Source organism: Veillonella parvula, assembly GCF_040097785.1.
GTDB lineage: Bacteria > Bacillota > Negativicutes > Veillonellales > Veillonellaceae > Veillonella > Veillonella parvula_D.
In genome coordinates, this window is the sequence record NZ_JBBNNS010000002.1 from 34,642 (window position 1) to 49,096 (window position 14,455).

Annotated in this window: 12 protein-coding genes; all 12 read right to left on the reverse strand. The window is 40.6% G+C overall.

The window, feature by feature from the left end; all coding sequences use genetic code 11:
- Positions 1–162: 162 nt before the first annotated feature.
- On the reverse strand, positions 163–1,710 hold the full coding sequence (gene citF, locus AAA071_RS04150) for a citrate lyase subunit alpha (RefSeq protein ID WP_195213285.1): 1,548 nt from the start codon (positions 1,708–1,710) through the stop codon (positions 163–165).
- Positions 1,700–2,665: an HpcH/HpaI aldolase/citrate lyase family protein gene (locus AAA071_RS04155; protein WP_004695279.1), complete on the reverse strand. Its 966-nt coding sequence runs from the start codon at positions 2,663–2,665 to the stop codon at positions 1,700–1,702. Before AAA071_RS04155 ends, citF begins: the two co-directional genes overlap by 11 nt.
- Positions 2,665–2,934 (reverse strand): citrate lyase acyl carrier protein, encoded by a 270-nt coding sequence (gene citD, locus AAA071_RS04160; RefSeq protein WP_004696923.1) that lies wholly within the window; start codon positions 2,932–2,934, stop codon positions 2,665–2,667. The genes AAA071_RS04155 and citD overlap by 1 nt, the downstream gene beginning before the upstream one ends.
- A 123-nt stretch (positions 2,935–3,057) precedes the next feature.
- Entirely contained in the window at positions 3,058–4,461 is a 1,404-nt protein-coding gene (locus AAA071_RS04165) for a DASS family sodium-coupled anion symporter (protein WP_012864718.1), read from the reverse strand.
- 388 nt (positions 4,462–4,849) lie between these two features.
- On the reverse strand, positions 4,850–5,761 hold the full coding sequence (locus AAA071_RS04170; protein WP_195213286.1) for a LysR family transcriptional regulator: 912 nt from the start codon (positions 5,759–5,761) through the stop codon (positions 4,850–4,852).
- Positions 5,762–5,774: 13 nt separating this feature from the next.
- Positions 5,775–6,518, reverse strand: coding sequence for a Bax inhibitor-1/YccA family protein (locus AAA071_RS04175; protein ID WP_101928435.1), 744 nt, complete (start codon positions 6,516–6,518; stop codon positions 5,775–5,777).
- A 35-nt stretch (positions 6,519–6,553) separates the two neighbouring features.
- Positions 6,554–8,302: a pyruvate kinase gene (gene pyk / locus AAA071_RS04180; protein WP_349234051.1), complete on the reverse strand. Its 1,749-nt coding sequence runs from the start codon at positions 8,300–8,302 to the stop codon at positions 6,554–6,556.
- 93 nt (positions 8,303–8,395) lie between these two features.
- A complete protein-coding gene (locus AAA071_RS04185; protein WP_195213287.1) occupies positions 8,396–11,803 on the reverse strand; it encodes a DNA polymerase III subunit alpha in 3,408 nt (1,135 codons plus the stop codon).
- Between the two features lie 12 nt (positions 11,804–11,815).
- Positions 11,816–12,583 (reverse strand): M48 family metallopeptidase, encoded by a 768-nt coding sequence (locus tag AAA071_RS04190; RefSeq protein WP_349234052.1) that lies wholly within the window; start codon positions 12,581–12,583, stop codon positions 11,816–11,818.
- A 234-nt stretch (positions 12,584–12,817) separates the two neighbouring features.
- Entirely contained in the window at positions 12,818–13,297 is a 480-nt protein-coding gene (locus tag AAA071_RS04195; RefSeq protein WP_077707604.1) for a hypothetical protein, read from the reverse strand.
- Between the two features lie 23 nt (positions 13,298–13,320).
- Positions 13,321–13,665, reverse strand: a complete 345-nt coding sequence (locus tag AAA071_RS04200) for a hypothetical protein (RefSeq protein ID WP_229039603.1) — start codon at positions 13,663–13,665, stop codon at positions 13,321–13,323.
- A gap of 181 nt (positions 13,666–13,846) precedes the next feature.
- Positions 13,847–14,119 carry a hypothetical protein gene (locus AAA071_RS04205; protein ID WP_187658824.1) on the reverse strand — a complete coding sequence of 91 codons (273 nt, stop codon included), beginning with the start codon at positions 14,117–14,119 and terminating at the stop codon, positions 13,847–13,849.
- Positions 14,120–14,455 lie beyond the last annotated feature (336 nt).

Below are 14,455 nucleotides of genomic sequence, written 5' to 3' on the forward strand. Positions count from 1 at the left end.
TCTATCTTTGAAGTTAATAATAAAACAACGCATAAATTCAAAAAGACCCGCTTCATGGTCCTCGAACTCATGGAGCGGGTCTTTGTATTAACTTACTAGCATGGGATGGTGAGTTGACAGCGAAACCCAAACGGACTCTACCGGACTCCAACCCCTACTCAATTATAGAGGTTTACGAACCACGTCAAGGATAGAACCATCGCGGTATTCTACGATTGCCACGATGTCTTCGTCTTTGTCGGATACAGGGATATCTTGTGGTTTACCTACCAAGTCGAATGCTAATTGTTGTAATTCTTCAATTGTGTAGATAGGCAAGTTGCTATCTTTGAAGCGTTCAATCAAATCAGTACGAGCTGGGTTGATTGCAATACCGTATTCAGTAACAAGTACATCAACGGAGGAGCCTGGTGTAATTACAGTTGCAACTTTGTCACGGATCATTGGCAAACGACCACGGATCAATGGACAAGTAATAACTGTACATTTAGCACCTGCTGCTGTATCGGAGTGACCGCCAGAAGCGCCCATCAATACACCGTTAGAGTCAGTCATTACGTTTACGTTGAAATCAAGGTCGATTTCAGTAGCACCAAGGAATACTACGTCTAGGTAGTTTGTAGTGCAGTCAGTCCATGGGTTAGCATACATGGAAGCGGACATTTCGATGTGTGCAGGGTTTTTATCTAAAGAAGCTGCTGCAGTTGTATCGAATGTTTGAGTATCGTAAATTGCACGAATCAAGCCTTCTTCAAGCATACCAGTCAAGATACCAGTAGCACCACCGATAGCGAAGCCACCTACTTCACCACGTTTGCGAAGTTTTTCAGCGATGAATTTTGCAACTGTCAATGGAGCACCGCCAGCGCCCAATTGAAATACGAAACTATCTTTAATGATGCCTGCTTGGTCAAGGAATTCACCAGCTAGTTCAGCAATTTTAATTTGGATAGGGTTTTTAGTGAAACCTACCGCACCAGAAGCGATACCTTCTGGATCACCAATGCTTTCAACCTCAACAACATAATCTACATCAGTTTGAGGAATTGCATAGTTGTGTACATAATCAACCAAATTATCAGTGATGATAACAGTTTTGTCTGCATAGTGAGAGTCAACTTTAGCATAGCCAAGTGCACCACATGCGGATTTACCCATACGACCAGTAGCATTACCACGTGGATCAGCTGTAGGAGCACCCATAAAAGCTACGTCGATATGAACTTCGCCAGATTCGATAGCACGAGCACGACCACCATGAGAACGAATCACTACAGGGCGTTTCAATACGCCTGGGTTTTGAGTTAAGAATTTACCAAGACGATCGCGCAAGCCAGATGTTTCGATAGCTGTTACAGTACCATCTTGAATCATTTCTACCAAGAATTCATGGCATGGGGACAAGGAAGAAGATGCGATAGTAATATCTTTGATACCTTTTGCTTGTACGCGTTCCATAACCATTTTCATTACATAGTCACCGTTACGCAAATGATGATGGAAGGACAATGTCATGCCATCTTTTACGCCAACCTTTTCGATTGCTTCATCGATAGAAGCAAGTACTTTATTTGTACCAACACGGCTCATGTGTACAGGTTTACCTGCGCGATGAGCTTTAGGTTCGATTGCGAATTCACCTTGATATACTTCGCGACCTTCTAGTGCTGGGATATTTGTTGGGATATCGCGACCTACTTTATTTAACATCGTATTCTGCTCCTTCCTCTAATTCAACTTTAATGCCTGCTGCACGTGCTTTATCAACTACGCGTTGTGCACGAACTACGATAGGACCATCGATCATTTTACCATCTACGGAGATTACGCCTTTATTGTTGCGCAATGCATCTGCATAGCTGTTCAATACCTTAACGGAATGAGCGATTTCTTTTTCGTCAGGAGTGAATACTTCGTGGATAATTTTGATTTGGCTTGGGTGGATACAAGATTTGCCATCATAGCCCAAAGCTTTAATGAATTCAACTTCTTCGCGGAAGCCTTGTGGGTCTTTCACGTCGGAGAATACAGTATCGATTACGCGGATACCTGCTTCACGCGCCGCATGAAGGATTGTTTGACGAGCGAACAACAATTCAACAGCTGGTTTATGTTTACCTGTGCGAAGGTCTGCACGATAGTCTTCAGCGCCAAGAGCGATAGCAACTACGCGAGGACCATGGCAGATTTCACGAACATTATATAAGCCGCGGACGGATTCAATAGCCACGATAATGTTGATTGTACCTTCCGGCCAACCGTTAGCTTTTTCCACTTCTTCAATCTTCTTCGCTACGATTTCAACTTCAGAAACATCTTCAGTTTTAGGTAAACGAATCATATCAGGTTTAGCTGGAACGATAACATCAAGATCGTCATAGCCATAAGGAGTTTGTGTAGGATGGTTGATACGAACAACTGTTTCTGCACGGAATTTACGGGATTTCAATGCTTCTGCAGTTAAAAGACGAGCTGTGTCTTTTTCTGTAATTGGCACGGAATCTTCGATATCGATCATGATGGAGTCAGCACCGTGAATATCTGCACTGTTAATCATTTTAGGTGTATTACCCGGTACGAACATCATGGAACGAGACAAGCGTTTTTTAGCAGCCTCTGTTAATGGGTTAGTTTTAACTTCTGGGAATGTTTTATCGTTAGCCATTATGCTTTGCTCCCCCTTTCCAATGCACCTAATACGCGAGCTTTAATTGTGTAATCCCAAGCATTTTTATCTTGTACGATTACTTTTACGCCATCATAACCAGCTTCTTTCACTGTGTTCAAGATAACGGATTTAATTTGGTCGCCGTATTGGCGGATAACTTTGGATGTTAATTCAATTTCGATACCGCTAGCAATCGGTTCAACCGTTACTAATGCATCATTTTTTTCGTCGAAGCCAGCTTGCGCAGCTTTTACTAATTGTGCCATGTTGCATCCTTTCGTTGTGAAACATATATAAAGTTCAAGTCTGTACAGGCTCGTCGCGAGAGCCCAGTACAGACATTGAATACTAACAATTAAATTCTAACACTCCATAGTGAAAGCTTCATATTACATGAAACCAGTGATTTTCCACCAAGGGATACCGATTACGTAGTTCAATACTAAACATACTAAAGCGGAAATCAAACCAACTGTCCACCAATCTTTTACGTTGTTGTAACCAGCAGAGAAGATGATTGGACCAGGAGCAGCACCGTAGTGAGTTACGGAACCACCATAGGAGTTTGTGCCGATCAAGATGAAAGCAAGTAATGTAGGATCCACGCCTGCGTTAACACCTAAAATCAAGAATACTGGAAGCATCGCGGAGATGTATGCAGTACCAGATGCGAAGAAGTAACGAACCGCAACGGAAACAATGGAGATAAGGATAAGCATCATGAATGGATCTAAACCGAAGTTCATGTGAGTTTCTAAGTATTTAGCCAACCATTCGAAGAATTTACCTTTAGTCAATGCAGAGGATAAGCCCAAGATACCACCAAACCAAATCAATGTGTTCCAAGCAGCTTTAGTTTTGAGCAAATCATCCCAAGTAATAATACCAAATACGAATGTAGCAAGCATCGCTACGATAGCAACTGCTGTTGCATTAAGAGTAACATCAAAAGTAGGAAGAATCCAGCCTACGATTGCAAGAAGTGCGATAGCGATAAGACCTTTTTCGGACGCTTTCATAGGTCCTAATTCCGCCAAACCGTCAGCAGCAATTTTCTTGTTGTCGATGTCTTTTACACTTGGACGTTCATACATGTAGCCAATAAGTGGGATAAGCATTAACATGATGAAACCAGGTACGAACATAGCTAATGCCCATTGAGCCCAGTTTAAAGTTACACCAGTCAATTTAGTAATGAAGTCTAAAGCCAATAAGTTGGGCGCCATTGCTGTCGCAAAGAAGAAGGATGTTACTTTAGTTGCAAAGTAACCATTCTGCAAGAGGTAAGCACCTGCTTTTTTAGCAGTCTCACCAGGGTAAGAACCAACTGCTTCAGCGATGGACAAGTTGATTGGATATACGATACCTGCCGCACGAGCTGTGTTGGATGGTGTTGCAGGAGATAAGATCATATCAAGGAATGCAGTTACATAACCAAGACGAAGTGTTGTACTACCAAAAGCGCGAACCAAGTAGTACGCAATGCGGTGACCAAGGCCAGTTTTACCGAATGCAACGGATAAAGCGAAGGCTGCGAAGATCAACCACAATGCTGTATTACTGTAACCAACCAATACGTCTTTTGTATTGTTCAATAAAACAGAAGATGTAGCAACACCTAATAATACTGTAATAGGAACTGGGAATGGTTTTAATACCAAGCCCACGATAGTAGCTAAATAAATACCAAATAATTTCCATACTTCTGGTTTGAGGCCTTCAGGTGTGCCACCGAACCACATAAATGCGACGATGGCAACCATAAGGCCAATGCGCCATAATTTGTCTTTCATGTGTGTCTTTCCCTTTCTTAACTAACTTAGGCATACATAAAATCATCTAGTCTTTAACAACATAACCGCTCGCGACGTCGATTACATTGATTAAGTCTACCCTCATTATAAATGTTTAAAAGTAATATGAAAAATAGATTACCTTTATAGGGGTTATAAAAACTTTTATATCTACTAATCATACTTTTTATGCATTTTAAGCATAGAATTATAGTCCCAAATGAAAAAAATGCATGTATACCTCCCCAAAGGGGATATACATGCACTTACATGGTACTATATTGCTCTTAATCTATATTATGAGTTATTATATCGAAAAAGTCCAATACTGAAACAGCATGGATAAACAGTTAGAAAATCTCATAGATATACTCTATTATAATGCATCCTATGCTTTATATTCCCTAAAAATACTGTCATCCACTACGGTATGTTCTTTATAGTAATTACGGACATATTCAATAAAGGTTTTAACAACGATTAAATTTTCCGAATCTTTTGTGTACACCATATTAGTATCACGAGTGATATATTCACCATTTTTGCTACGCAATGGACTCACATAGATATCTTTATCCTTACAGGATCCAAGTCCCATATAGGTCAAGATAGACCAACCAAGGCCAGCACGAACAAAATGGCGACAAGTACTCATAGAGTTTACATCCATCGCCACACTTGGAGGCTCATCAAAATGTTCTGCACACCAAGTTTCGATAATATTTGCCACCGATGCATCTGTTTGATATTTAATGAATGGTACTTTTACCAAGGATTCAGGTGGCACTAATTCTTTATATACTAAACAATATGGTTCTGCTAGTAACAATTCAGACTTGCCAGACACATCATAACCACCACGAGCAAAGGCGACCATACAGTCACCGGTATTAAATATCTTTACCACTTGATGGCTGAAAGCAGTCTTCACTTGAATGTGAACATCTGGATATTGTTCTCGGAAAGATCTCAATAAGGCTGGTAATTCATAGTCTGCAAAGTTAATAGATGACGCGATTTTCAATGTCCCTTGAATCTTGCCAGAAGCGGAATTCATAGCATTCTCCAAGGCCTCTTGTTCTTGCATCATTCGCTTGCAGTAATCATAGAAAATTTCGCCTTGTGCCGTGAGGGCAATCCCTTCAGCAGTCCGCAACAACAGAGAATGGCTCAAGGCTTTTTCCATATGGCGCAACCGATAGCTCAACGCTGGTTGCGATAAAAATAATTTTTCAGCAGCCCTTGTAATATTGCCTTCATCCACAACAGTAACAAAGGTTTGCCATTCTCTATCGTCCATATAAACTCCTTTGTTATCGCTTATTACCAAAGATGCGTAATAAGGATAAGAATAAGTTAATGAAATCTAAATAAAGGCTCAAAGCACCAGTGATTTCAATGCGGTCTAAAATTGTTTCATCCTCCATGAGCGCCACTTGTGTCACATTATTTTTAATGCGGTTCACATCGATAGCTGTAAAGATAGAGAATACTACAACACCTACATAACCTAGAACTAAACTAACAGTATCACTAAAGCCACTGAGTACAGTCCAGTTAAAGAAGCGGGCCCCCATCATCACCAAGGATACGATGATCATGCCGAACAATGCCGCCATCACATATGGTGTAAGGGATGATAAATTACGTTTAGTTATAGCCCCTACCACGGCAAAGCCAACGAAGAAAGCAAGCGTACCTATTAACGCCGGAATAACAACATCAAACACATTGTATCGCAACGATACCAAAGTCAATGTGAGACCATTCAAAGCACTATAGAGGAAGAACATACCTCGTAACGTCATTACATTAGCAGAATATGCACGAGCACTAAAAAGGAATACCACACCTAGCTCTACTAATAAGATAATATTAAAATTTTGGTACGCAAAGCGTAACCAATTTGGATTCACTAATGCAGCAAAGCCAACACCGATAGTTGTAAGTAAACCTACAACCATCCATAAAAAAGAGCCTTTTAATCGTTGGGATACGATACTTTCAACCTGTGCAACCTCAGCTGCAGTAGGTCCTGTTACATTATATGGATTCATACTATCCCTCCTTATTTAATTATCACTCATAGAGATTATCGAGCATTGGCAATGCCCGCAAACACCTTACCACGTTCGCCATCGATAGTCACTTCTTGACCTTCAAGAAGCACTTCATGAGCATTTTTAGCGCCTAAGATAACAGGAATACCATAGGTAATGCCCACAATAGCGCTGTCCGATGTATAACCATCTTCTACGGCAATAATGCCACCTGCTCGTTTTGCAATAGCCATCAATTCAGGCTCAATTGTGCCTACCACAAGGATATCACCATCTTTGAAACTTTCATAATTACCCTTATGATTAGCCGCAATGTATACATTACCTGTAACGGATTTACGTAAAATACCATTGCCAGACAAGAGTACTCGACCTGCAATGTGAACGCGAATCATGTTTGTAGTACCGGTTGCACCGGATGGCACACCAGCGGTAACAACTACAAGGTCACCAGACTCGATAGCCCCAGTACCAAGCGCACCAGTAATGGCTTGTTTTACCATTTCATCGGAGTTGATAATTTCATGTCCCTTAATAGCCTCTACGCCCCAGCATAATTGCATGCGACGAATAGTTTCCTCATGAGGTGTGACAGCGATGATTTTACAATCTGGACGATGACGCGCCACGCTAAGTGCGGTGTGGCCAGATTCAGTACATGTCAAAATAGCAGCGGCCCCGAGATTTTGAGCTACGCGCACACTAGCCAAGCATACGGCGCTTGTAGTAGTCATTTCTTCATCCTCACGAGCGCGGCTATAGCTATCGTAAATAGCAGCCTTTTCCGTTACCTCTGCAATGCGAGTCATGGTCGCAACAGCTTCTATAGGATAGGAACCATTGGCTGTTTCACCAGATAACATAATCGCATCGGTACCATCCAAAATGGCGTTAGCTACGTCACTTGCTTCCGCACGTGTTGGACGTGGATTTTGAATCATAGACTCAAGCATTTGTGTCGCCGTAATAACGGGTTTACCCAAGTTATTGCATTTTTCAATCATCATCTTTTGAAGTACTGGCACTTCTTCTGCAGGGATTTCTACACCGAGATCGCCACGCGCAACCATGAGGCCATCAGCTACTTCCAAGATTTCATCGATATTTTTAACGCCTTCTGCATTTTCGATTTTCGCGATAATCTTGATATCTTTTTTCTCAGACTCAAGAATGCGGCGAATAGCCACAATGTCTTTACCGCGTTGCATGAAGGATGCGGCCACAAAGTCTACCCCTTGTTGACAGCCAAAGCGCAAGTCCGCTTCATCCTGTTCAGATACAGGTGGCAAGCTTAGTGCTACACCTGGTACGGCTACACGCTTGCGGTTGCCGATTTCCCCGCTATTTTGAACAGTTGTAATGATATTATTGCCTTCGATAGCATCGATGGTAAGTGTTACAAGCCCATCAGCCAATAGAATTTTATCCCCTACGGACACATCACCTGTAAGACCTTTGTGGTTCACGGAGCTAAGCTCTTTTGTGCCTTCCACATCATCTGTAGTCAACGTAAATGGTTGACCAGCTTCGAGGAATACCTTGCCTTCTTTAAATAGACCGAGACGAACCTCAGGGCCTTTTGTGTCGAGCAATAATGCGATCGGTTTATTCACAATCATCGCTGCATCGCGCACCATTTGCATGCGTTCTGCTTGCTCTTCATGGGATCCGTGAGAGAAGTTAAAACGAGCTACGTTCATGCCCGCCCGCATCATATCTTCTAAGATACCAAATTTATCCGTTCCCGGACCTACAGTACATACTATCTTTGTACGTTTCATCTTTCCTCCTATGAAAGCACATCCAAGATTGGATCTTTCATTTCTTATTATATCAATGTTGGTGAAAGCTATCTGTGCCTCACACAACATATGTTATTGCACCTCTACGGAGCCTTCACCTAAAATAGATTCAATAGCCCTGATGGATTCATCACTAGGGTCAAAGCACATATTTGGTGGCAGATTAATCCGTTTTCGTTGACGGTGTAAATATAATGACGTTGGCACAGAGCCAGCAGTGCTAGTCAACACGCGTTTTAAGGCTTCGCTATTTTCTGGTGTATCATATTGGCTATAAATGTGGATTGCCACCTGTTTTGCCTGCCCATAGTTTACCTTTAATGGCGTAATACGGTCTGCAATGATTTGCACACCTTTTTCATCCGCATCAACCCGGCCTTTTACCTTAACAATCATATCGACTGCAATGAATTGCTGGCTTTGACTAAAGACCTTAGGGAATGCCACTACATTAGCCGCACCAGAATAATCTTCAATGCGAAGAATGGACATAACCTCATTGCGCTTCGTCATGCGGTCTGATTTATTTTCGATGAGACCGCCAAAGGTAATGGTTTGACCATCGTATTGCTCTGGATTTTCTACGAGAGCGCCCAGTTCAAAGAGGCCCTCCAACTCCTTCGCATATCCTTGCAATGGATGCCCCGTAATGTAAAAGCCGGTATATTCCTTTTCATCCTTTAACTTATCGTCTTCCGATAAATCCTCCACATTGGGAACAGGGATAAAATCGACAGATTCTTCCATATCGCCAAAGAGGTTCATAGTGCCCATAGCGGCATCCTTTTGCTCTTTAGCACCAACGGCTTGTGCGCTTTCATACATGTGCAACAATTGGTTACGATTTTCCTTGAAACCATCCATGGCACCACAACGAATGAGACTTTCAAGCAATCGTTTATTAACGACCTTATTATCCACCCGTTTGCAGAAGTCCACGATATCCGTATATAGACCATGCTCATTGCGCTCAGTAATCAAGCGATCGATGGCATTGTCCCCTACGTTCTTGATACCGCCAAGCCCGAAACGAATAGCATCGTCTTGTACGGCAAAGCTGCGCTCAGAATAGTTAATATCTGGACCTAAAACCTTAACATTGTGCTTCTTGCAGGAGTTGATGTAATACGTCAACTTTTGCATGTTCTGCATGAAGCTCGTCATGGTAGCCGCCATGAATTCAGGGAAATAATGGGCTTTCAAGTACGCCGTTTGGTACGCGATATACGCATAAGCCGCACTATGTGATTTATTAAAGCCGTAACCAGCGAAGTATACGAGCAAATCGAATACTTCATTCGCAACGGACTCGGTAATACCGTTCGCTACAGAGCCTTGAATAAAGGACTCCCGTTGTGCCTTTAGAACAGATTCCTTTTTCTTGCCCATAGCACGGCGCATCAAGTCCGCTTGACCAAGGGAGAAACCACCCATGGCGGACGCAATCTGCATAACCTGTTCTTGGTATAAGATTACACCAAAGGTATCTTTTAAAATCGGTTCTAAAATTGGATGTAAATAGGTAACCTCTTTTTTACCGTGACGGCGGTCGATAAAGTCCGCCACCATCCCAGAGCCTAGTGGGCCTGGACGATACAAGGCTACCAATGGAATTAAATCTTCAAAATGCTCAGGCTTAAGGTCCATTACAAGCTTTGTAATACCTTCCGACTCAAGCTGGAATACACCAGAGGTGTCGCCTTTTGTGAGAATGTCACACGCCGCCTTATCATCAAGCGGAATGGCATCTAAGTCTAGGTCAATACCACGGTTCGCCTTGATGAGCTTTAAGGCATCCCCCATAACCGTCAAGGTACGGAGGCCCAAGAAGTCCATTTTTAAAAGCCCTAATTCCTCGATGTTATCCTTATCGTACTGCGTTACAAAGCCTTCATCGTTGGCATTTTGTACTGGTACGTGGTCATCTAGAGGGTCCGCAGAAATTACGACGCCCGCCGCATGCGTGGACGAATTTCGCGCTATGCCTTCTAGCTTTTTACCAAAATCAAATAATTCTTTAACGTTTGGATCAGCTTCGTATAAAGCCTTTAACTCTTTACCTTGTAAAGCCTTATCCAAGGTAATCCCTAGTTCGTTGGGAATCATCTTAGCGATGCGGTTCACTTCAGCCAGTGGTAAGTCCAGCACGCGACCTACGTCACGAATTACGGCACGCGCTGCCTCTGTACCAAAGGTAATAATCTGGGATACGCGCTCCTGTCCGTATTTTCGCGTTACATATTCGATAGCTTGACCACGTTTTTCATAGCAGAAGTCAATATCGATATCGGGCATACTGACACGTTCCGGATTGAGGAACCGTTCAAAGAGCAAATCGTATTTTAATGGATCAAGACCTGTAATACCTAATAGATAGGCTACTACAGAACCAGCTGCAGAACCACGACCTGGACCTACTAAGATATCGTGCTCACGGGCATATCGTACATAGTCCCATACGATGAGGAAGTAATCCTCAAAACCCATCGTACCGATAACATCTAACTCGTAGTCGAGACGCTTTTGTAACTCTTCAGACGTTTCACCATAAAGGCGTGGAATTTCTTGTTCACAAACCTTACGTAAATACGTTTTAGACGTTTCCCCTTCTGGCACATCAAAGTGAGGCAAGTGATGTTCGTCGAAGTTGAATTCTACGTTACAGCGCTCTGCAATTTTTAATGTGTTTTCAATGGCCCCAGGAATATGAGAGAACAACTGCGCCATCTCATCCCCGGATTTCAAATAGAACTCATCATTAGGGAACTTTAAGCGGTCCACTTCGGCACGGCGGCGGCCTGTAGAAATACAAACCTTAATATCCTGAGCGTCTGCATCCTCTTTTAAGACATAGTGGAAGTCATTAGACGCTACGATGCCAAGACCGTATTCCTTGCTGAGCTTAATGAGCTCCTCTTGTGCCTTTGCTTCTTCTGGTAACCCGTGATTTTGGATTTCCAAGAAGAAATTGTCTTTCCCGTACGTCTCAATATACCATTCGATGGAACGCTTCGCGCCCTCCATATTATCTTGCAAGATATACTGAGGGATTTCTCCTTGAATACAAGCACTAAGGGCAATTATACCCTTGCTGTATTGGCGCAATAAATCACGATCTGCACGAGGACGATACAACATACCTTCTGTAGATGCTTTAGATACGATTTTAACGAGATTACGATACCCTTCCATGGTCTCAGCCAACAAGATAAGATGTTTTAGTCTTTCACGGCTGCGACCTTCTGGACGATCGAATCGGCTATTTTCCGTTACATATACTTCACAACCAATGATAGGCTTAATGCCTTGGGCCATACACTCTTTATAGAAATAAATGGCGGCGTACATATTGCCGTGGTCTGTAATGGCAAGGGCCGGCTGATTTAACTCCTTCGCACGACGTACCATGTCAGGCAAACGACTGATGCCGTCCAGCAAACTAAATTCTGTATGACTATGTAAATGTACAAATGGCTGCATGGTACACCTCCTTTAAGGGCGATGAGCAAAATACACGTTCAATGACTTCTTGCGGACCTTCCAATCTGGCAAAAACTGTGCCACGAGATTGTGAAAGTTCTTGGAATGGTCTAAATATTTAAAATGGGCAAACTCATGAACCATAACGTATTCAATATACGCCTGTGGCCCCTCTAATAAGCGGGTATTCATCTTAATGAGCTGCTTTGCAGGCGTACAAGAACCCCAACGGCTCTTCATGCGCTGCTGCTTTATGGTTGGCATAGGTACATCAATACCTTGCTTGTGAAAGCGCTGATATACGACCTTCGCCCAGTGGACAAAGACCTTCTCCCCTAAATTACGCCAATAACTTTGCATTAATTTATGCTTTGCTTCAAAGGTCGTACCACGAGGTACTACCATGGTAAGGATGGCTTTTCCGTCAAAGCCGATATGAGGCTTTCCATCCTGCTCAACTAGGCGTAAGGTAACGAGAATACCAAGAATTGATAAGCTTTCACCATTCACATACTGCAACGCCTCAACGCACTTGGCATTCAATGCATCAATCTTGTAACGAGCCCGCTCAATGGAGGGCATATTTTCGATGACAAATTTATCCACCACATAATCCGGTATGTACCCATTCGCCGACACATGGATCACACCATCCCTGGTAATGCGCATGTTCATGTTCTTCACACGCTTGATGGTTAACTCATATTCAATTCTGTCGCCATTATAGGTAATAGACTTAGTTGTTGAAGTATTCATACCTTTTATTTTATCATAAAACACTCATAAAATCGTAAAATTCTAGTGATTTTAATAGAATGACTTAGATTTTAAGTAATTCTGATTTTTTACTATTTTGTAATATAAAAATGACACCTATACCAAGCCCTTATGGGTGGTATAGGTGTCATTAAAATAATCTGTAATATCAAATTATTTATTAGTATAGAAAAGTCTTAATAAATACATCACAAGCTTGTCTTACGAAGCATCCAAATCACCAAAATATTAAGCATATTATTTTACTTTAACAATAATAGAACGATTAGGATATCTCATCTTCTTATCTTTCAACCGATTATAAATATCCTGTTCCTCAGAAGTTAGGTCTGCCTTACTAGATAAAATATGTATGTGAATTGGTTTCTGTTCTTTTTCTAGCTCTTTTTTCTCTATCAAATAGTTGTTTAAAGTATATTTTTTATAATTTTCATCGGTTTCCTCATCAAATAAATAGTATATTTGATCTAAAATTAAATCAATTTTTAGAAAACCTGTTTTTCCATAACTATATAGATAGTTTAATTGTGATTCGTAAGAGTATCCATTATATTCTAATGTGGACCCAGTTTTATTATCCAATATATAATTTTCACCCTTGGAATATCCCAAAAAATAACGAGGTTCATATTTATATGAATTAGATTCACCAATATAGATTATTGAGCATACTGCTAAACTCAAAATACTTACCAAAATAATTAATATATATTTCATCTCTACTATGCTCTCACTTCAGCTTAAATAACAGTATCAATTTGAATTCCATATTTAAAAGGCTTTATAATTCTAGCTCTCTGTTCTAAATATGCAATATTAGCTGCAGCAATTAATGCACTCTCCTTTGATGCACTCATTACCATAGACCATAGTTTATCTATATACGCAGTAGAAAGCTCTGCCGGAGGAATAGATCCGATTTTATTATCGTAATCAGGAAGCCATTCAAAATTATATAAATCTTTTGCTTGCCCAACCACATGAACTTTATCTTCAGAAATTTTTGTCATTCTAACACCAATCTTTAATTTTCCGAATGCAGCTTTAGCATTACCAAATGCAGCATCTATTTTATCATAAGACACTCATAAAATCATAAAATTCCGGTAATTTTAATAGGACTTATTTAATATAAGTAACATAATACTCCTCTTTAATTAAGAAGTTTTATATTTAATGACTACCGCTTAAACTGATCAAAAAATAATAAAAGATTCCAAGTCCTAACTACGTTATTAGAACTTGGAATCTAAAATTATACTGCTATTAAAAAGAAATTCGGCTACCTTGTGATTGAAACCTTCCAGGCGCTTCTGACAATTTCTTATATATATCAAATGTTTCAGATGGACCTAAACTTTCAATCGGTTGTAATATCATATTATCACCGTAATACCATTGTTGTAATCTTGTAAAATTATTTATAATTTCAACATCTTCTGGATTTAAATAATATACAATAATTGTATTGCTCTCTTGATTAATAATAACATAGACATCATCATTCATCGCATAAATTTTATCATTAATAATATCCATCGAAATACCTTTATTAATGAGATATACACTGTTGGCCTTATCAAAAATTGTATTGTATCTGCTATCAACTACATACCGATACTGTAAATCATGATATAACCAACCCCCACCTATAAAGAGAAATAGACCAAATATACCTACCAATATCGTGGATAACTGCAGTAGACCTTTAATAAAAACAATTATTTTATTCATATTTGTATATTAGTAATATTTCTCCATAAACTCACGTCATCTTATACTCAATAATATCTCTATTATAAATAATAAATCTAGTTGTTGAGATATTCATATCTTTTATTTTATCATAAAACACTCATAAAAACTTAGAAATCT

Bases quoted from the DNA above. Each gene is read 5' to 3' on its own strand.
- AAA071_RS04185 (WP_195213287.1), bottom strand. From the start codon at position 11,803: ATGCAGCCATTTGTACATTTACATAGTCATACAGAATTTAGTTTGCTG.
- AAA071_RS04175 (WP_101928435.1), bottom strand. From the start codon at position 6,518: ATGAATCCATATAATGTAACAGGACCTACTGCAGCTGAGGTTGCACAG.
- AAA071_RS04205 (WP_187658824.1), bottom strand. From the start codon at position 14,119: ATGGATATTATTAATGATAAAATTTATGCGATGAATGATGATGTCTAT.
- AAA071_RS04155 (WP_004695279.1), bottom strand. From the start codon at position 2,665: ATGGCTAACGATAAAACATTCCCAGAAGTTAAAACTAACCCATTAACA.
- citF (WP_195213285.1), bottom strand. From the start codon at position 1,710: ATGTTAAATAAAGTAGGTCGCGATATCCCAACAAATATCCCAGCACTA.
- AAA071_RS04165 (WP_012864718.1), bottom strand. From the start codon at position 4,461: ATGAAAGACAAATTATGGCGCATTGGCCTTATGGTTGCCATCGTCGCA.
- AAA071_RS04195 (WP_077707604.1), bottom strand. From the start codon at position 13,297: ATGAAATATATATTAATTATTTTGGTAAGTATTTTGAGTTTAGCAGTA.
- citD (WP_004696923.1), bottom strand. From the start codon at position 2,934: ATGGCACAATTAGTAAAAGCTGCGCAAGCTGGCTTCGACGAAAAAAAT.
- pyk (WP_349234051.1), bottom strand. From the start codon at position 8,302: ATGAAACGTACAAAGATAGTATGTACTGTAGGTCCGGGAACGGATAAA.
- AAA071_RS04170 (WP_195213286.1), bottom strand. From the start codon at position 5,761: ATGGACGATAGAGAATGGCAAACCTTTGTTACTGTTGTGGATGAAGGC.